At 68.3% G+C, this 17887-nt stretch carries 26 protein-coding genes; 25 read left to right on the top strand and 1 reads right to left on the bottom strand.

All coding sequences use genetic code 11. The features are described from left to right. The first annotated feature begins 1 nt into the window (after nt 1). The 3 genes from rpsG to tuf all read left to right on the top strand — a co-directional run bounded on the left by rpsG (nt 2) and on the right by tuf (nt 3984). A complete protein-coding gene (gene rpsG / locus ACIQD7_RS18765; protein ID WP_015035567.1) occupies nt 2–472 on the top strand; it encodes a 30S ribosomal protein S7 in 471 nt (156 codons plus the stop codon). A gap of 39 nt (nt 473–511) precedes the next feature. Then, entirely contained in the window at nt 512–2638 is a 2127-nt protein-coding gene (fusA, locus tag ACIQD7_RS18760) for an elongation factor G (protein ID WP_053646178.1), read from the top strand. A 152-nt stretch (nt 2639–2790) separates the two neighbouring features. Then, a complete protein-coding gene (gene tuf, locus ACIQD7_RS18755) occupies nt 2791–3984 on the top strand; it encodes an elongation factor Tu (protein WP_121833786.1) in 1194 nt (397 codons plus the stop codon). 89 nt (nt 3985–4073) lie between these two features. On the opposite strand, the gene ACIQD7_RS18750 is transcribed toward tuf, so the two are convergent. Further along, the gene (locus tag ACIQD7_RS18750) at nt 4074–6062 is read right to left on the bottom strand and encodes a PIG-L family deacetylase (RefSeq protein ID WP_402442790.1); all 1989 of its coding nucleotides are present in this window, start codon (nt 6060–6062) and stop codon (nt 4074–4076) included. A gap of 295 nt (nt 6063–6357) precedes the next feature. Here ACIQD7_RS18750 and gdhA point away from each other — a divergent pair, with 295 nt between their 5' ends. From gdhA to rplO, 22 genes are all read left to right on the top strand, one after another. Then, entirely contained in the window at nt 6358–7725 is a 1368-nt protein-coding gene (gene gdhA / locus ACIQD7_RS18745) for an NADP-specific glutamate dehydrogenase (protein ID WP_121833686.1), read from the top strand. Nucleotides 7726–8166: 441 nt separating this feature from the next. Then, nucleotides 8167–8475: a 30S ribosomal protein S10 gene (gene rpsJ / locus ACIQD7_RS18740; RefSeq protein ID WP_003948644.1), complete on the top strand. Its 309-nt coding sequence runs from the start codon at nt 8167–8169 to the stop codon at nt 8473–8475. A gap of 13 nt (nt 8476–8488) precedes the next feature. Then, nucleotides 8489–9133 (top strand): 50S ribosomal protein L3, encoded by a 645-nt coding sequence (gene rplC / locus ACIQD7_RS18735; RefSeq protein WP_053646256.1) that lies wholly within the window; start codon nt 8489–8491, stop codon nt 9131–9133. Between the two features lie 7 nt (nt 9134–9140). Continuing rightward, nucleotides 9141–9791, top strand: coding sequence for a 50S ribosomal protein L4 (gene rplD, locus ACIQD7_RS18730; protein WP_121833685.1), 651 nt, complete (start codon nt 9141–9143; stop codon nt 9789–9791). After that, nucleotides 9791–10114 carry a 50S ribosomal protein L23 gene (gene rplW / locus ACIQD7_RS18725; protein ID WP_030208983.1) on the top strand — a complete coding sequence of 108 codons (324 nt, stop codon included), beginning with the start codon at nt 9791–9793 and terminating at the stop codon, nt 10112–10114. Before rplD ends, rplW begins: the two co-directional genes overlap by 1 nt. 39 nt (nt 10115–10153) lie before the next feature. Beyond that, nucleotides 10154–10990 carry a 50S ribosomal protein L2 gene (rplB, locus tag ACIQD7_RS18720; RefSeq protein ID WP_030208986.1) on the top strand — a complete coding sequence of 279 codons (837 nt, stop codon included), beginning with the start codon at nt 10154–10156 and terminating at the stop codon, nt 10988–10990. Between the two features lie 12 nt (nt 10991–11002). Continuing rightward, the gene (gene rpsS / locus ACIQD7_RS18715; protein ID WP_015035577.1) at nt 11003–11284 is read left to right on the top strand and encodes a 30S ribosomal protein S19; all 282 of its coding nucleotides are present in this window, start codon (nt 11003–11005) and stop codon (nt 11282–11284) included. 42 nt (nt 11285–11326) lie between these two features. Continuing rightward, on the top strand, nt 11327–11674 hold the full coding sequence (gene rplV / locus ACIQD7_RS18710) for a 50S ribosomal protein L22 (protein WP_004571827.1): 348 nt from the start codon (nt 11327–11329) through the stop codon (nt 11672–11674). Beyond that, the gene (gene rpsC / locus ACIQD7_RS18705; RefSeq protein WP_017239578.1) at nt 11674–12522 is read left to right on the top strand and encodes a 30S ribosomal protein S3; all 849 of its coding nucleotides are present in this window, start codon (nt 11674–11676) and stop codon (nt 12520–12522) included. The genes rplV and rpsC overlap by 1 nt, the downstream gene beginning before the upstream one ends. A gap of 5 nt (nt 12523–12527) precedes the next feature. After that, complete coding sequence (gene rplP, locus ACIQD7_RS18700; RefSeq protein WP_015035580.1) at nt 12528–12947, top strand: 50S ribosomal protein L16; 420 nt, start codon at nt 12528–12530, stop codon at nt 12945–12947. Continuing rightward, on the top strand, nt 12947–13171 hold the full coding sequence (gene rpmC / locus ACIQD7_RS18695) for a 50S ribosomal protein L29 (RefSeq protein ID WP_017239580.1): 225 nt from the start codon (nt 12947–12949) through the stop codon (nt 13169–13171). Before rplP ends, rpmC begins: the two co-directional genes overlap by 1 nt. Next, nucleotides 13171–13452 (top strand): 30S ribosomal protein S17, encoded by a 282-nt coding sequence (gene rpsQ, locus ACIQD7_RS18690; RefSeq protein WP_024755411.1) that lies wholly within the window; start codon nt 13171–13173, stop codon nt 13450–13452. The genes rpmC and rpsQ overlap by 1 nt, the downstream gene beginning before the upstream one ends. A 99-nt stretch (nt 13453–13551) precedes the next feature. After that, entirely contained in the window at nt 13552–13920 is a 369-nt protein-coding gene (rplN, locus tag ACIQD7_RS18685) for a 50S ribosomal protein L14 (RefSeq protein ID WP_003956455.1), read from the top strand. A gap of 2 nt (nt 13921–13922) precedes the next feature. Then, complete coding sequence (gene rplX / locus ACIQD7_RS18680) at nt 13923–14234, top strand: 50S ribosomal protein L24 (RefSeq protein WP_030208998.1); 312 nt, start codon at nt 13923–13925, stop codon at nt 14232–14234. After that, the gene (rplE, locus tag ACIQD7_RS18675; RefSeq protein WP_104860432.1) at nt 14231–14788 is read left to right on the top strand and encodes a 50S ribosomal protein L5; all 558 of its coding nucleotides are present in this window, start codon (nt 14231–14233) and stop codon (nt 14786–14788) included. Before rplX ends, rplE begins: the two co-directional genes overlap by 4 nt. 5 nt (nt 14789–14793) lie before the next feature. Further along, nucleotides 14794–14979, top strand: a complete 186-nt coding sequence (locus ACIQD7_RS18670; protein WP_003948630.1) for a type Z 30S ribosomal protein S14 — start codon at nt 14794–14796, stop codon at nt 14977–14979. A 220-nt stretch (nt 14980–15199) separates the two neighbouring features. After that, nucleotides 15200–15598 carry a 30S ribosomal protein S8 gene (gene rpsH / locus ACIQD7_RS18665; protein WP_030209003.1) on the top strand — a complete coding sequence of 133 codons (399 nt, stop codon included), beginning with the start codon at nt 15200–15202 and terminating at the stop codon, nt 15596–15598. 21 nt (nt 15599–15619) lie between these two features. After that, the gene (gene rplF / locus ACIQD7_RS18660; protein WP_121830637.1) at nt 15620–16159 is read left to right on the top strand and encodes a 50S ribosomal protein L6; all 540 of its coding nucleotides are present in this window, start codon (nt 15620–15622) and stop codon (nt 16157–16159) included. A gap of 4 nt (nt 16160–16163) precedes the next feature. Further along, the gene (gene rplR, locus ACIQD7_RS18655) at nt 16164–16547 is read left to right on the top strand and encodes a 50S ribosomal protein L18 (protein WP_030209008.1); all 384 of its coding nucleotides are present in this window, start codon (nt 16164–16166) and stop codon (nt 16545–16547) included. Between the two features lie 46 nt (nt 16548–16593). Then, nucleotides 16594–17196 carry a 30S ribosomal protein S5 gene (gene rpsE / locus ACIQD7_RS18650; RefSeq protein ID WP_015035588.1) on the top strand — a complete coding sequence of 201 codons (603 nt, stop codon included), beginning with the start codon at nt 16594–16596 and terminating at the stop codon, nt 17194–17196. Continuing rightward, nucleotides 17196–17378: a 50S ribosomal protein L30 gene (gene rpmD / locus ACIQD7_RS18645; RefSeq protein ID WP_015035589.1), complete on the top strand. Its 183-nt coding sequence runs from the start codon at nt 17196–17198 to the stop codon at nt 17376–17378. Before rpsE ends, rpmD begins: the two co-directional genes overlap by 1 nt. A gap of 1 nt (nt 17379) precedes the next feature. Further along, nucleotides 17380–17835: a 50S ribosomal protein L15 gene (rplO, locus tag ACIQD7_RS18640; RefSeq protein WP_030209011.1), complete on the top strand. Its 456-nt coding sequence runs from the start codon at nt 17380–17382 to the stop codon at nt 17833–17835. The last annotated feature ends 52 nt before the right edge of the window (nt 17836–17887 follow it).

Below are 17887 nucleotides of genomic sequence, written 5' to 3'. Positions count from 1 at the left end.
AATGCCTCGTAAGGGCCCCGCCCCGAAGCGCCCGGTCATCATCGACCCGGTCTACAGCTCTCCTCTTGTCACCTCGCTGATCAACAAGATCCTGCTGGACGGCAAGCGTTCCACCGCCGAGCGCATCGTGTACGGCGCCATGGAGGGTCTTCGCGAGAAGACCGGCCAGGACCCGGTCATCACGCTGAAGCGCGCGCTGGAGAACGTCAAGCCGGCCCTCGAGGTCAAGTCCCGCCGTGTCGGTGGCGCCACCTACCAGGTGCCGATCGAGGTCAAGCCGGGCCGCGCGTCCACGCTCGCCCTCCGCTGGCTCGTCGGTTACTCCCGCGCCCGTCGCGAGAAGACCATGACCGAGCGCCTCATGAACGAGCTCCTCGACGCCTCGAACGGCCTCGGTGCTGCCGTCAAGAAGCGTGAGGACACGCACAAGATGGCCGAGTCCAACAAGGCCTTCGCGCACTACCGCTGGTAGTCGCAACCCACATCGAGACCGAGAGAAGACTGAGCCGATATGGCTACCACTTCGCTTGACCTTGCCAAGGTGCGCAACATCGGCATCATGGCGCACATCGACGCGGGCAAGACGACCACCACCGAGCGGATCCTGTTCTACACCGGTGTCTCGTACAAGATCGGTGAAGTCCACGACGGCGCTGCCACGATGGACTGGATGGAGCAGGAGCAGGAGCGCGGCATCACGATCACGTCCGCCGCGACGACCTGCCACTGGCCGCTCGAGAATGTCGATCACACGATCAACATCATCGACACGCCGGGCCACGTCGACTTCACCGTCGAGGTGGAGCGTTCGCTGCGCGTGCTCGACGGTGCTGTCACCGTGTTCGACGGCGTGGCCGGCGTCGAGCCCCAGTCCGAGACCGTCTGGCGCCAGGCGGACCGCTACGGCGTTCCGCGCATCTGCTTCGTCAACAAGCTCGACCGCACCGGTGCCGACTTCCTGCGCTGCGTCGACATGATCGTGGGCCGCCTCGGCGCCACCCCGATCGTCATGCAGCTGCCGATCGGTGCCGAGGCCGACTTCGAGGGCGTCGTCGACCTGGTCCGCATGAAGGCGCTCGTCTGGTCCGCCGAGGCCAGCAAGGGCGAGATGTACGACGTCGTCGACATCCCGGCCAACCTCACCGAGCTCGCCGAGGAGTACCGCGGCAAGCTGGTCGAGACCGTCGCGGAGAACGACGAGGAGCTCATGGAGCTCTTCCTCGAGGGCGTCGAGCCCACCGAGGAGCAGCTGTACGCGGCTGTCCGTCGCATCACCATCGCTTCCGGCAAGGGCGGCGAGACCACGGTCACCCCCGTGTTCTGTGGCACCGCGTTCAAGAACAAGGGCGTCCAGCCCCTGCTCGACGCGGTCGTCCGCTACCTGCCCTCGCCCCTGGACGTCGAGGCCATCGAGGGCCAGGACGTCAAGGACCCCGAGGTCGTCGTCCGGCGCAAGCCGTCCGACGACGAGCCGCTGTCGGCCCTCGCGTTCAAGATCGCGAGCGACCCGCACCTCGGCAAGCTCACCTTCGTCCGGATCTACTCCGGTCGCCTGGAGGCCGGCACCGCGGTGCTGAACTCCGTCAAGGGCAAGAAGGAGCGCATCGGCAAGATCTACCGCATGCACGCGAACAAGCGTGAGGAGATCGACTCGGTGGGCGCCGGCGACATCGTCGCCGTCATGGGCCTCAAGCAGACCACCACCGGTGAGACGCTGTGCGACGACAAGAACCCGGTCATCCTGGAGTCCATGGACTTCCCGGCGCCGGTCATCCAGGTCGCCATCGAGCCCAAGTCCAAGGGTGACCAGGAGAAGCTGGGTGTCGCCATCCAGCGTCTCGCGGAGGAGGACCCCTCCTTCCAGGTCCACTCGGACGAGGAGACCGGCCAGACCATCATCGGTGGCATGGGCGAGCTCCACCTCGACATCCTCGTCGACCGCATGCGTCGCGAGTTCAAGGTCGAGGCGAACGTCGGCAAGCCGCAGGTCGCGTACCGCGAGACGATCCGCAAGACCGTCGAGCGCGTGGACTACACCCACAAGAAGCAGACCGGTGGTACCGGTCAGTTCGCCAAGGTGCAGATCGCGATCGAGCCCATCGAGGGCGGCGACGCCTCGTACGAGTTCGTGAACAAGGTCACCGGTGGCCGCATCCCGAAGGAGTACATCCCTTCGGTCGACGCGGGTGCGCAGGAGGCCATGCAGTTCGGCATCCTGGCCGGCTACGAGATGACCGGCGTCCGCGTCATCCTTCTCGACGGTGGCTACCACGAGGTCGACTCCTCCGAGCTCGCGTTCAAGATCGCCGGTTCGCAGGCCTTCAAGGAGGCCGCGCGGAAGGCTTCGCCGGTCATCCTCGAGCCCATGATGTCCGTCGAGGTCACCACGCCCGAGGACTACATGGGCGAGGTCATCGGTGACATCAACTCCCGCCGTGGCCAGATCCAGGCCATGGAGGAGCGCAGCGGCGCCCGCGTCGTGAAGGGCCTCGTGCCGCTTTCGGAGATGTTCGGCTACGTCGGAGACCTCCGCAGCAAGACCTCGGGTCGCGCAAGCTACTCGATGCAGTTCGACTCCTACGCCGAGGTTCCGCGGAACGTCGCCGAGGAGATCATCGCGAAGGCCAAGGGCGAGTAACTCTTCCGAGTCCACGCTTTAGGCTTGACACCAGTCACCGGGGCCCGGCCCCCCGCAACCCGAGGAATCGGGCCCCGGTTTACTGGCATCCCAGCAAAGATCACCTGGCGCCGATGAAGCAAGGCGTTCAGAACCACTCCAGGAGGACCCCAGTGGCGAAGGCGAAGTTCGAGCGGACTAAGCCGCACGTCAACATCGGCACCATCGGTCACATCGACCACGGTAAGACGACCCTCACGGCCGCCATTACCAAGGTGCTGCACGACGCGTACCCGGACCTGAACGAGGCCTCGGCCTTCGACCAGATCGACAAGGCTCCCGAGGAGCGCCAGCGCGGTATCACCATCTCGATCGCGCACGTCGAGTACCAGACCGAGTCGCGTCACTACGCCCACGTCGACTGCCCCGGTCACGCGGACTACATCAAGAACATGATCACGGGTGCGGCGCAGATGGACGGCGCCATCCTCGTGGTCGCCGCCACCGACGGCCCGATGCCGCAGACCAAGGAGCACGTGCTCCTGGCCCGCCAGGTCGGCGTTCCGTACATCGTCGTCGCCCTGAACAAGGCCGACATGGTGGACGACGAGGAGATCCTGGAGCTCGTCGAGCTCGAGGTGCGTGAGCTCCTCTCCGAGTACGAGTTCCCGGGCGACGACCTTCCGGTCGTCCGCGTCTCGGCGCTCAAGGCGCTCGAGGGCGACAAGGAGTGGGGCGAGAAGCTCCTCGGCCTCATGCACGCGGTGGACGAGTCCATCCCGCAGCCCGAGCGTGACGTCGACAAGCCGTTCCTGATGCCGATCGAGGACGTCTTCACGATCACCGGTCGTGGCACCGTCGTCACCGGTCGTATCGAGCGCGGCATCCTCAAGGTCAACGAGACCGTCGACATCATCGGCATCAAGACCGAGAAGACCACCACCACGGTCACCGGCATCGAGATGTTCCGCAAGCTGCTCGACGAGGGCCAGGCCGGTGAGAACGTCGGTCTGCTCCTCCGTGGCATCAAGCGCGAGGACGTCGAGCGCGGCCAGGTCATCATCAAGCCGGGTTCGGTCACGCCGCACACCGACTTCGAGGCCCAGGCCTACATCCTGTCGAAGGACGAGGGTGGCCGTCACACCCCGTTCTTCAACAACTACCGCCCGCAGTTCTACTTCCGTACCACGGACGTGACCGGCGTCGTGACCCTCCCCGAGGGCACCGAGATGGTCATGCCGGGCGACAACACCGCCATGACCGTTGAGCTGATCCAGCCCATCGCCATGGAGGAGGGCCTCAAGTTCGCCATCCGTGAGGGTGGCCGGACCGTCGGCGCCGGCCAGGTCACCAAGATCACCAAGTGATCTCGACCTGACCCGGTGGCTCGCAGGAGCCGCTGAGCAGTAGGGGGAGGGCCCCGCACCGCACGGTGCGGGGCCCTCTCGCGTTTCCCCTACGGGCGCCAGCTCCAGGGGTGGCCGTCCGCGCCCAGCCCGACCACGGTCGCGCCCCGCGCCCCCAGGTGCAGCGCGGCCGGGGCCGCCGAGCCGCCCTCCGCCGTACGGACCCGGGTCCGGCCCCCGGCCCGCACCACCGCCCGGCCGCGCGGGTCCGTGCCGAGCAGGACCGTGCCGAGCGCCGCCGAGCGCGCGGCGGACACCTCCCCGTACCCGTCGAGACCGGCGTCGCCGGCCGGGCCGAGCAGCCGGGCGTCCGCCGGGGGCCGGTGGAACAGCACGCCGTCCGCGCTCGCCAGGGCGGACCCGGAGAGCGGCAGCCGCTCCGTCCGCTCCCGCCCGTCCACCCAGTGCCGTACGGACTCCCGGCCCGCCGCGTACACGTGGACGCGGCCCTCGGTGTCCACCGAGACGGCCGGGCCGTCCTGGACCTCGGCGTCCCCGGGGAGCGTGTGCCAGGGGCCCCAGGAGCCGTCCGCGGCCCGGATCCGGGTCGCGAGGCGCTTGTCCGCGTTCCGCACGAAGAGGTGGACCCGGCCGTCGGGGGCCGCGACCGCCGCCGGGGAGCCGATCCGGCGCCCCCGGTCGTCCCCCCGCTCCGGGTTCCCCAGGCCCCGCCAGGCGAGGAACGGGCCGCCGGGGGAGCGCTGTTCGAGCAGGACGACCTCGCGCCGGTTGGCGCCGCCGTGCCCGTCGAGCGCGGCGAACCGCACCCCGAGGAGCAGCACCCGCCCGTCGGGCAGGACGGCGGAGCCGAGCGCGGGGGCGAGCGGGCCGCCGCCGAGGTCCTCCGGCTCGCCCCAGGGGCCGCCGGGCGCCGACTCGCGCCAGCGGACCGCGCGCAGGCCCAGCACCCCGTAGGCGGCGAGCCGGCCGTCCGGTTCCTCGGCGAGGGCCGGGCGGGCGCCGGGCCAGCGGTGGTGGGTGGAGCGGACCCAGCCCTTGCGGTTGGTCAGCGGGCGGTCGCCGCCGACGCCGTAGTCGCCGCAGCCCGAGGGGTTCCCGCACTGCCAGGAGGGGTCGCCGCCGTACGGGACGAGCCGGGCGGCCTTCTCCTTCAGGACCTCCGGGGGGAGGTTCTTGGGCCAGTGCCGGTTGTAGTAGCCGCGGAAGGCCGCCGTGGTGAACGCCGGTATCGGCTCGCCGTCCCGGACCGCGTCCGAGACCCGGCGGCACAGCGCGGCCCAGGTGAAGCAGGCGACCGCCGTGTGGTCCCCGTGGTCCGAGTGGCCGGGCTGCTCGGAGTCCCGCCGCCGGGTGGCCTCGTCGCTGTGCTGGACGTCCGGGTCGGGGTCCAGGGTGTGCACCACCGTGGGCCGGTAGCGGGCGAGCAGCCCGGCGAGGACGCCGACCAGGCCGTCGTAGTCGTAGGTGTCCGCCCGGGTGACGGGGGAGCCGGCCGACAGATGGGTGCGCAGCTCCAGGGCGCGGTCCTCCCAGAGCGCGGGCAGGGCCGTGTACCGGCGGGGGGTGTGCATCGGCAGGTTGAGGAAGACCAGCTCGACCCGGCGCCCGCCGTGCGCCAGCGTGTCGACCTCGGCCCGCCGGCCGCCGGGGAGCGCCAGGGTCCCGCGCTTCCAGGGCGTGAACACCGGCAGACCGAGCGCCACCGCGTACGACTGGCGCAGGCCCTGGTGGCGGGCGGCGGAGTAGGCCGCCCGGTCCGGGGGCGTCTCGGGCATCCCCGCGATCCGGTTCCGCCCGGTGTGCTCGCCGGCCGTCACGTACACCGAGACGAGCGGGACGCCCGCGTCGAGCAGCCGCTGCGAGTCCGGGTTCATGAAGTACAGGTCGTCGTCCGGGTGCGCGGCGACCTGGAGGAGGAGCGCCCGGCGGGTCCGGGCCGAGGCGATCGGCTTCCCCGGCGCGGGGTCGGCGGTCGGCGCGCTCCGGCGCGGTTCCGGTACGGAGCACCCGGCGGCGGCCGCGGTGGCGGCGAGGGCGGCGGTGAGCACCGTCCGGCGGCGGGGTCGGGTGTGCGGCACTGCGGGGCCCTTCGCTCGGCGGTCTCCTGGAAGACGAAAATCTGTGCGAAGGGGTTGTGCGCGTACGAGGAGGTCGTGCGGGGGCGTACGCGGCGGGGCCCGCGGCCGTCTCGGATGGCGGACCCCGGCAGCCGCTTACTGGTGCTTGCATTCACATGGATGTAACAGTGGGCGCGGCGGCGGGGACGACGGAGTCCCGGAGCGGCCGTCCTTCCCTCCCCGCGCGCGGCAACGGCGCCGAGCGCTCCCACCCGGTTCTCCGCCGGCGTCCAGCCGTGCCAGAAGGGGGTTCCACGTGCCGAACCGACCCGACCCGCAGACCGCCCGCTCCACCCTCGACGCCCTCCGCGCCGAGATCGAGCGGCGCAATCCGGCGCAGCCCGAGTTCCACCAGGCCGTCCACGAGGTGCTCGACAGCCTCGCCCCGGTGCTCGCGGCCCGGCCCGAGTTCGCCGAACCGGGGCTCCTGGAGCGGCTCGTCGAGCCCGAGCGGCAGATCGTCTTCCGGGTGTCGTGGCAGGACGACCGGGGCCGGACGCACGTCAACCGGGGCTTCCGCGTCGAGTTCAACAGCGCGCTCGGCCCGTACAAGGGCGGTCTGCGCTTCCACCCCTCCGTCGACCTGGGCATCGTCAAGTTCCTCGGCTTCGAGCAGATCTTCAAGAACGCCCTGACCGGGCTCGGCATCGGCGGCGGCAAGGGCGGCAGCGACTTCGACCCGCGCGGCCGCAGCGACGCCGAAGTCATGCGGTTCTGCCAGGCGTTCATGACCGAGCTGTACCGGCACCTCGGCGAGCACACCGACGTGCCGGCCGGTGACATCGGCGTCGGCGGCCGGGAGATCGGCTACCTCTTCGGCCAGTACCGGCGGATCACCAACCGCTGGGAGGCCGGCGTCCTCACCGGCAAGGGCACCGGCTGGGGCGGCTCCGCGATCCGCCCGGAGGCCACCGGCTACGGCAGCGTGCTCTTCGCGGCGGCGATGCTCCGCGAGCGCGGCGAGGACCTGGAGGGCCAGACGGCCGTCGTCTCCGGCTCCGGCAACGTGGCGCTGTATACGATCGAGAAGCTCCTCGCCCTCGGCGCCAACCCGCTCACCTGCTCCGACTCCAGCGGCTACGTGTACGACGACAAGGGCATCGACCTCGACCTGCTGAAGCGGATCAAGGAGGTCGAGCGCGGCCGGGTCGCCGACTACGCCGAGCGCCGGGGCGCCTCCGCGCGCTTCGTGCCCGGCGGCCGGGTCTGGGAGGTCCCCGCCGACGTCGCCCTGCCGTCCGCGACGCAGAACGAGCTCGACGAGGACGACGCGGCGACCCTGGTCCGCAACGGCGTCAAGGCCGTCGCCGAGGGCGCCAACATGCCCACCACGGCGGAGGCGGTCCACCTGTTCCAGCGGGCCGGCGTCGCCTTCGGTCCGGGCAAGGCCGCCAACGCGGGCGGCGTCGCCGTCAGCGCCCTGGAGATGGCCCAGAACCACTCCCGCACGTCCTGGAGCGCGCGGAAGGTGGAGGCGGAGCTCGCCGGGATCATGACCTCGATCCACACCGCCTGCCACGAGACGGCCGAGCGGTACGGGGCGCCCGGCGACTACGTCACCGGGGCCAACATCGCGGGCTTCGAGCGGGTCGCGGAGGCGATGCTGGCGCAGGGCGTCATCTGAGCCGTACGGCCGGGGAGCGGGGGCGCACGGCTTCGGCGCGTGCGCCCGCGCATGGACCTACGTGACGTGGGGTACAGTCTTCGATCCCGATTGGCGGCCGGATGGCCCCGTATGGCAGACTGTCGGGGTTGCTCGGTTGAGTGCCGATGCTGCGCGCCTCCCGTCGGGAGGACCGGAAGCGAGTCCCACAGTACTCGTCGCTCCTCGTCAGGAGCGGACGTACGGGAATCTTCTGGGAAGCGTCAGCGGGGTACCGGCCAGGCGCTCGGTGGGTGTTCCGCCCCCGGCTCGCGGTTCTTCGGCGCCGTGCCCCCTTGGTTGGGAAGTCCTCAGGGACTTCTGCGTAGAGGGAGCGCGACACGCCCGACCGCGTGGGTCGGAGGTGGAGTCGTGAGAACCCCCGGGTCCAGAGCGTTACGAGACAAAGGACTACTAGTAGCCATGGCGGGACAGAAGATCCGCATCCGGCTCAAGGCCTACGACCACGAGGTCATCGACTCCTCGGCGAAGAAGATCGTCGAGACGGTGACCCGCACTGGTGCGTCGGTCGCGGGCCCGGTGCCGCTGCCCACTGAGAAGAACGTGTACTGCGTCATCAAGTCGCCGCACAAGTACAAGGACTCGCGCGAGCACTTCGAGATGCGCACGCACAAGCGCCTCATCGACATCCTCGACCCCACGCCGAAGACGGTTGACTCGCTCATGCGCCTCGACCTGCCGGCGGGCGTCGACATCGAGATCAAGCTCTGAGGTGACGCGCGAGATGGCTAAGAACATCAAGGGCATCCTGGGCGAGAAGCTCGGCATGACGCAGGTCTGGGACGAGAACAACCGGGTCGTCCCGGTCACCGTCGTCAAGGCCGGTCCGAATGTCGTGACCCAGGTCCGCACGAACGACAACGACGGCTACGAGTCGGTCCAGATCGCCTTCGGCGAGATCGACCCGCGCAAGGTGAACAAGCCCCTCAAGGGTCACTTCGCCAAGGCCGACGTCACCCCGCGCCGCCACCTGGTGGAGCTCCGCACCGCTGACGCCTCCGAGTACACGCTCGGCCAGGAGATCACCGCCGAGGTCTTCGAGGCCGGCGTGAAGGTCGACGTCACCGCGAAGAGCAAGGGCAAGGGCTTCGCCGGTGTCATGAAGCGCCACAACTTCCGTGGTGGCAAGGCCTCGCACGGTGCCCACCGCGTGCACCGCAAGCCCGGTTCCATCGGTGGCTGCGCCACCCCGGGCCGTGTCTTCAAGGGCATGAAGATGGCTGGTCGCATGGGCAACGAGCGTGTGACCACCCAGAACCTGACCGTCCACGCCGTTGACGCCGAGAAGGGTCTGCTGCTCATCAAGGGCGCCGTCCCCGGCCCCAACGGTGGCCTCGTCCTGGTCCGCACCGCGGCCAAGGGGGTTTGAGGAACCGATGAGCACCATTGACATCCTTTCGCCGGCAGGCGACAAGGCCGGGACCGTCGAGCTCCCCGCGGAGATCTTCGGCGCCAAGGTCAGCGTTCCGCTGATCCACCAGGTCGTCGTCGCGCAGCTGGCCGCGGCCCGTCAGGGCACGCACAAGACCAAGACCCGTGGTGAAGTCCGCGGTGGTGGCAAGAAGCCTTACCGCCAGAAGGGCACCGGCCGCGCCCGTCAGGGTTCGACCCGCGCCCCGCAGTTCGCCGGTGGTGGCGTCGTGCACGGTCCCGTGCCGCGTGACTACTCGCAGCGGACCCCGAAGAAGATGAAGGCCGCCGCCCTCCGCGGTGCCCTCTCGGACCGGGCGAACCACTCCCGCATCCACGTCGTCACCGGCGTGGTCGAGGGCGAGGTCTCCACCAAGGCCGCCAAGACGCTGTTCGGCAAGATCTCGGAGCGCAAGAACCTGCTCCTGGTCGCCGAGCGCTCCGACGAGGCCGCGTGGCTGTCCGCTCGTAACCTGCCCCAGGTGCACATCCTGGAGCCGGGCCAGCTCAACACGTACGACGTGATCGTCTCCGACGACGTGGTCTTCACCAAGGCCGCCCTCGAGTCCTTCGTGTCTGGCCCCCAGACCGCTGAGACCGAAGGGAGCGACGCCTGATGAGCGAGGCCGTCGTCACCAGCAAGACCTTCTCGGACCCGCGTGACATCCTCGTCAAGCCGGTCGTCTCGGAGAAGAGCTACGCCCTGCTCGACGAGAACAAGTACACGTTCATCGTCGCGCCCGGCTCCAACAAGACCCAGATCAAGCAGGCCGTCGAGGCGGTCTTCTCGGTCAAGGTCACCGGGGTCAACACGATCAACCGCCAGGGCAAGCGCAAGCGCACCCGCACCGGTTTCGGCAAGCGCGCCAACACCAAGCGCGCCATCGTGACCCTTGCTGAGGGCAACCGAATCGACATCTTCGGCGGCCCGACCGCCTGACGGCGGTCGAGTCGTCCGATATCGGACGAGGACTGAGAAATGGGTATCCGCAAGTACAAGCCGACTACGCCGGGCCGTCGTGGCTCCTCCGTAGCCGACTTCGTCGAGATCACGCGGTCCACGCCGGAGAAGTCGCTGGTCCGCCCCCTGCACAGCAAGGGCGGCCGTAACAACACCGGTCGTGTGACCGTCCGTCACCAGGGCGGTGGCCACAAGCGCGCCTACCGCGTGATCGACTTCCGTCGTCACGACAAGGACGGCGTGCCGGCCAAGGTCGCTCACATCGAGTACGACCCCAACCGCACCGCGCGCATCGCGCTGCTCCACTACGTGGACGGCGAGAAGCGCTACATCATCGCCCCCAAGGGTCTGACGCAGGGTGACCGCGTCGAGAACGGCCCCGGCGCGGACATCAAGCCCGGCAACAACCTGGCGCTCCGCAACATCCCGGTCGGTACCACGATCCACGCGATCGAGCTCCGTCCCGGTGGCGGCGCCAAGTTCGCGCGCTCGGCCGGTGCCTCCGTGCAGCTGCTGGCGAAGGAGGGCACGATGGCCCACCTCCGCATGCCCTCCGGCGAGATCCGTCTGGTCGACGCCCGCTGCCGCGCCACCATCGGCGAGGTCGGCAACGCCGAGCAGTCGAACATCAACTGGGGCAAGGCCGGCCGTAAGCGCTGGCTGGGTGTTCGCCCGACCGTCCGCGGTGTGGCGATGAACCCGGTCGACCACCCGCACGGTGGTGGTGAGGGCAAGACCTCCGGTGGTCGCCACCCGGTCTCCCCGTGGGGTCAGAAGGAGGGTCGTACTCGTTCGCCGAAGAAGGCTTCGAACAAGTACATCGTCCGCCGCCGCAAGACGAACAAGAAGCGCTAGGAGCGGGTTTAGATGCCGCGCAGTCTCAAGAAGGGACCCTTCGTCGACGGCCACCTCGTCAAGAAGGTGGACGCCCAGAACGAAGCCGGTACCAAGAACGTCATCAAGACCTGGTCCCGTCGCTCGATGATCATCCCGGCCATGCTCGGCCACACGATCGCGGTGCACAACGGCAAGACCCACATTCCGGTGTTTGTCACCGAGTCGATGGTCGGCCACAAGCTCGGCGAGTTCTCGCCGACGCGCACCTTCCGGGGTCACGTGAAGGACGACCGGAAGTCGAAGCGCCGCTAGTAGCGGGGTGGAATGACCATGACAGACACTGGAAGGACAACCATGGAAGCCAGGGCCCAGGCGCGGTACATCCGCGTCACGCCCATGAAGGCCCGCCGCGTGGTGGACCTTATCCGTGGCATGGACGCCACGGAGGCTCAGGCGGTCCTGCGTTTCGCCCCGCAGGCCGCGAGCGTGCCGGTTGGCAAGGTGCTGGACAGCGCCATCGCCAACGCCGCGCACAACTACGACCACACTGACGCCTCTTCGCTGGTCATCAGCGAGGCGTACGTGGATGAGGGCCCGACCCTGAAGCGGTTCCGTCCGCGTGCCCAGGGCCGTGCCTACCGGATCCGTAAGCGGACCAGCCACATCACCGTGGTCGTCAGCAGCAAGGAAGGAACCCGGTAATGGGCCAGAAGGTTAACCCGCATGGGTTCCGGCTCGGCATCACCACGGACTTCAAGTCCCGCTGGTACGCCGACAAGCTGTACAAGGACTACGTCAAGGAAGACGTCGCCATCCGCCGGATGATGACGTCCGGCATGGAGCGCGCCGGCATCTCGAAGGTGGAGATCGAGCGCACCCGTGACCGTGTGCGTGTGGACATCCACACCGCGCGTCCCGGCATCGTCATCGGCCGCCGCGGCGCCGAGGCCGACCGCATCCGCGGCGACCTCGAGAAGCTCACGGGCAAGCAGGTCCAGCTGAACATCCTCGAGGTCAAGAACCCCGAGATGGACGCCCAGCTGGTCGCCCAGGCCGTCGCCGAGCAGCTCTCCTCCCGCGTCTCCTTCCGTCGTGCCATGCGCAAGAGCATGCAGGGCACGATGAAGGCCGGCGCCAAGGGCATCAAGATCCAGTGCGGCGGTCGTCTCGGCGGCGCCGAGATGTCCCGCTCGGAGTTCTACCGCGAGGGCCGCGTGCCCCTGCACACGCTCCGCGCGAACGTCGACTACGGCTTCTTCGAGGCCAAGACGACCTTCGGCCGCATCGGCGTGAAGGTCTGGATCTACAAGGGCGACGTCAAGAACATCGCCGAGGTCCGCGCCGAGAACGCCGCGGCGCGTGCGGGCAACCGCCCGGCCCGTGGCGCCGGCGCCGGCGACCGCCCGGCCGGCCGTGGTGGCCGTGGTGGCGAGCGTGGCGGCCGCGGCCGCAAGCCGCAGCAGCAGTCCGCGCCGGCTGCGGAGGCCCCCAAGGCCGACGCTCCCGCCGCCGCTGCCGCTCCGGCTGAGAGCACCGGAACGGAGGCCTGACCGACATGCTGATCCCCCGTAGGGTCAAGCACCGCAAGCAGCACCACCCCAAGCGCTCGGGCATGAGCAAGGGTGGTACGCAGGTCGCGTTCGGCGAGTACGGCATCCAGGCCCTCACGCCGGCGTACGTGACCAACCGCCAGATCGAGGCGGCCCGTATCGCGATGACCCGCCACATCAAGCGTGGCGGCAAGGTCTGGATCAACATCTACCCGGACCGCCCGCTGACGAAGAAGCCCGCCGAGACCCGCATGGGTTCCGGTAAGGGTTCTCCGGAGTGGTGGATCGCGAACGTCAAGCCGGGTCGGGTGATGTTCGAACTGTCCTACCCGAACGAGAAGATCGCGCGCGAGGCCCTGACCCGTGCGGCCCACAAGCTGCCGATGAAGTGCAAGATCGTGAAGCGCGAAGCAGGTGAGCTGTGATGTCGGCCGGTACCAAGGCGTCCGAGCTGCGCGAGCTGGGCAACGAGGAGCTTCTCAACAAGCTCCGCGAGGCCAAGGAAGAGCTGTTCAACCTCCGCTTCCAGGCGGCGACGGGTCAGCTCGAGAACCACGGTCGGCTCAAGTCCGTCCGTAAGGACATCGCCCGGATCTACACCCTGATGCGTGAGCGCGAGCTGGGCATCGAGACGGTGGAGAACGCCTGATGAGCGAGAGCAACGTGACTGAAAAGACCGAGCGCAACGCTCGTAAGGTCCGCGAGGGCCTCGTCGTCAGCGACAAGATGGACAAGACCGTCGTCGTCGCTGTCGAGGACCGCGTCAAGCACGCGCTGTACGGCAAGGTCATCCGCCGTACGAACAAGCTCAAGGCTCACGACGAGCAGAACGCTGCCGGCATCGGCGACCGCGTCCTCCTGATGGAGACCCGGAAGCTGTCGTCGACGAAGCACTGGCGCGTCGTCGAGATCCTCGAGAAGGCCAAGTAATCACCTGAAGGGTTTCCTTCAGGTTCAGTTCCGCCAGGCTCGGCCGGGGCTTCCTCGTGAAGCCCCGGCCGGGAACCGGCAGACAATCAGGAGATAGACGTGATCCAGCAGGAGTCGCGACTGCGTGTCGCCGACAACACTGGTGCCAAGGAGATCCTTTGCATCCGTGTTCTCGGTGGCTCGGGTCGCCGCTACGCGGGCATCGGTGACGTCATCGTCGCCACCGTCAAGGACGCGATCCCCGGTGGCAACGTGAAGAAGGGTGACGTCGTCAAGGCGGTCATCGTTCGCACCGTCAAGGAGCGCCGCCGCCAGGACGGCTCGTACATCCGCTTCGACGAGAACGCCGCCGTCATTCTCAAGAACGACGGCGACCCTCGTGGCACCCGTATCTTCGGCCCGGTCGGCCGTGAGCTGCGCGAGAAGAAGTTCATGAAGATCATCTCGCTCGCGCCGGAGGTGCTGTAAGCATGAAGATCAAGAAGGGCGACCTGGTCCAGGTCATCACCGGTAAGGACAAGGGCAAGCAGGGCAAGGTCGTCACGGCCTTCCCCCGCGAGAACCGCGTCCTCGTCGAGGGTGTCAACCGGGTCAAGAAGCACACCAAGGCCGGCCCCTCGCAGGCCGGCGGCATCGTGACGACCGAGGCCCCGATCCACGTGAGCAACGTTCAGCTCGTCGTGGAGAAGGACGGCAAGAAGGTCGTCACGCGTGTCGGTTACCGCTTCGACGACGAGGGCAACAAGATCCGCGTTGCCAAGCGGACGGGTGAGGACATCTGATGGCTACCACCACTCCGCGTCTCAAGACGAAGTACCGCGAGGAGATCGCGGGCAAGCTGCGTGAGGAGTTCTCCTACGAGAACGTCATGCAGATCCCCGGCCTCGTGAAGATCGTGGTCAACATGGGTGTCGGCGACGCCGCCCGCGACTCGAAGCTGATCGACGGCGCGATCCGCGACCTCACGACGATCACCGGTCAGAAGCCGGCCGTCACGAAGGCCCGCAAGTCCATCGCGCAGTTCAAGCTCCGCGAGGGCCAGCCGATCGGCGCCCACGTCACGCTCCGTGGCGACCGCATGTGGGAGTTCCTGGACCGCACCCTGTCGCTCGCGCTCCCGCGCATCCGCGACTTCCGCGGCCTGTCCCCCAAGCAGTTCGACGGCCGTGGCAACTACACCTTCGGTCTCACGGAGCAGGTCATGTTCCACGAGATCGACCAGGACAAGATCGACCGTGTCCGGGGTATGGACATCACCGTGGTGACCACGGCGACCAACGACGACGAGGGCCGTGCCCTTCTGCGTCACCTCGGCTTCCCGTTCAAGGAGGCGTAAGCGAGATGGCGAAGAAGGCTCTCATCGCGAAGGCTGCCCGCAAGCCCAAGTTCGGCGTGCGCGGCTACACGCGCTGCCAGCGCTGTGGTCGTCCCCACTCCGTGTACCGCAAGTTCGGCCTGTGCCGCGTGTGCCTCCGTGAGATGGCTCACCGTGGCGAGCTGCCGGGCGTGACCAAGAGCTCCTGGTAATCCCCTTCCGTCCCTAGGACGTTGAGGATTCCCGGAGTCTCTCGGTAAGCATTGGGTCGGCGGAGGCCCACCCCCACATGCCGTAGGCTGGTGGGGTTGGGCGTCCGCCGCCCGTACGACTTACTACGCCGTAGGTCCCCGCGCCGCACCCGTCCCGCCCCTGTGTGGGGAGAGGGATGGCGCACTGGAAACCCCGGCGAGAGAGGCCGAAGGCCAATTCATGACCATGACTGATCCGATCGCGGACATGCTGACTCGTCTGCGTAACGCGAACTCGGCATACCACGACACCGTGACGATGCCGCACAGCAAGATCAAGTCTCACATCGCGGAAATCCTCCAGCAGGAGGGCTTCATCACGGGCTGGAAGGTCGAGGACGCCGAGGTCGGCAAGAACCTCGTCCTCGAGCTCAAGTTCGGTCCGAACCGTGAGCGCTCCATCGCGGGCATCAAGCGGATCTCGAAGCCCGGCCTCCGGGTTTACGCGAAGTCCACCAACCTGCCGAAGGTCCTCGGCGGCCTGGGCGTGGCGATCATCTCCACGTCCCACGGTCTCCTGACCGGCCAGCAGGCAGGCAAGAAGGGCGTAGGTGGGGAAGTCCTCGCCTACGTCTGGTAGTCGGGAACGGAGGAATAGCTAATGTCGCGTATTGGCAAGCTGCCTATCCAGGTTCCCGCCGGCGTGGACGTCACCATCGAGGGCCGCACGGTCACGGTGAAGGGTTCCAAGGGCACCCTGAGCCACACCGTCGCCGCGCCGATCGAGATCGTTAAGGGCGAGGATGGCGTGCTCAACGTCAACCGTCCGAACGACGAGCGTCAGAACAAGGCCCTCCACGGCCTGTCCCGCACGCTGGTGGCCAACATGATCACCGGTGTGACCCAGGGTTACGTCAAGGCGCTCGAGATCAGCGGTGTCGGTTACCGCGTCGCCGCGAAGGGCTCCAACCTGGAGTTCCAGCTCGGTTACAGCCACCCGATCCTGGTCGAGGCGCCCGAGGGCATCTCGTTCAAGGTCGAGTCGCCGACCAAGTTCTCGGTCGAGGGCATCGACAAGCAGAAGGTCGGCGAGGTCGCCGCCAACATCCGCAAGCTGCGCAAGCCCGACCCGTACAAGGCCAAGGGCGTCAAGTACGCGGGCGAGGTCATCCGCCGCAAGGTCGGAAAGGCTGGTAAGTAAAGCCATGGCATACGGTGTGAAGATCGCCAAGGGCGACGCCTACAAGGGCGCCGCCAAGAAGCGCCGCCACATCCGCATCCGCAAGAACGTGTCGGGTACGGCGGAGCGTCCGCGCCTCGTCGTGACGCGTTCGAACCGCGGCATCACCGCTCAGGTCATCGACGACCTCAAGGGTCACACCCTTGCGTCGGCGTCGACCCTGGACGCGTCGATCCGCGGTGGCGAGGGCGACAAGTCCGCGAAGGCCAAGCAGGTCGGTTCCCTGGTCGCCGAGCGCGCCAAGGCCGCCGGCGTCGAGGCTGTCGTGTTCGACCGTGGTGGCAACAGGTACGCCGGGCGCATTGCCGCTCTGGCTGACGCCGCCCGCGAAGCCGGGCTGAAGTTCTGAGCCCCGGTTCCGGGACCAACGGACGTAACAGAGAGAGGTAATCCAAATGGCTGGACCCCAGCGCCGCGGAAGCGGTGCCGGTGGCGGCGAGCGGCGGGACCGGAAGGGCCGCGACGGTGGCGCTGCCGCCGAGAAGACCGCGTACGTTGAGCGCGTCGTCGCGATCAACCGCGTCGCCAAGGTTGTCAAGGGTGGTCGTCGCTTCAGCTTCACCGCGCTGGTCGTGGTGGGCGACGGTGACGGCACCGTAGGTGTCGGTTACGGCAAGGCCAAGGAAGTTCCCGCGGCCATCGCCAAGGGCGTCGAGGAAGCCAAGAAGAACTTCTTCAAGGTTCCCCGCATCCAGGGCACCATCCCTCACCCGATCCAGGGCGAGAAGGCCGCGGGCGTCGTCCTGCTCAAGCCGGCTTCCCCCGGTACCGGTGTGATCGCCGGTGGCCCGGTGCGCGCCGTCCTCGAGTGCGCCGGCGTTCACGACATCCTGTCGAAGTCGCTCGGCTCCGACAACGCGATCAACATCGTGCACGCGACCGTGGAGGCCCTCAAGGGCCTGCAGCGTCCCGAGGAGATCGCGGCCCGCCGCGGTCTGCCCCTCGAGGACGTCGCTCCCGCGGCTCTGCTCCGTGCGCGTGCCGGGGCGGGTGCGTAATGGCTCGCCTCAAGGTCACGCAGACGAAGTCGTACATCGGCAGCAAGCAGAACCACCGCGACACCCTGCGTTCGCTCGGCCTCAAGAAGGTCAACGACGTGGTTGTCAAGGAGGACCGCCCCGAGTTCCGCGGCATGGTGCACACCGTCCGCCACCTCGTGACGGTCGAGGAGGTTGACTGACATGGCGGAGAACAACCCGCTGAAGGCCCACAACCTCCGTCCCGCCCCCGGCGCCAAGACCGCGAAGACCCGTGTCGGTCGTGGTGAGGCGTCGAAGGGTAAGACGGCCGGTCGTGGTACGAAGGGCACGAAGGCCCGCTACCAGGTTCCGGAGCGCTTCGAGGGCGGGCAGATGCCCCTCCACATGCGCCTCCCGAAGCTGAAGGGCTTCAAGAACCCCTTCCGCACCGAGTACCAGGTCGTGAACCTGGACAAGCTGGCCGCGCTCTACCCGCAGGGTGGCGAGGTCACGGTGGCCGACCTGGTCGCCAAGGGTGCCGTGCGCAAGAACCAGCTCGTCAAGGTCCTGGGCCAGGGCGAGGTCTCCGTGGCGCTGCAGGTGACGGTCGACGCCGTCTCCGGCTCCGCCAAGGAGAAGATCGCCGCCGCCGGCGGCACCGTCACCGAGCTCGTCTGAGACGACCGCTCGATGGCTTGAACATCCGACCGGGGATGCCTCTCAAAAGGGG

Origin of the sequence: Streptomyces sp. NPDC093071 (assembly GCF_044754545.1) — a bacterium.
Classification (GTDB): Bacteria; Actinomycetota; Actinomycetes; order Streptomycetales; family Streptomycetaceae; genus Streptomyces.
The sequence above is the reverse complement of the archived record's forward strand: the minus strand, read 5'-3'. Positions and strand labels throughout refer to the sequence as shown.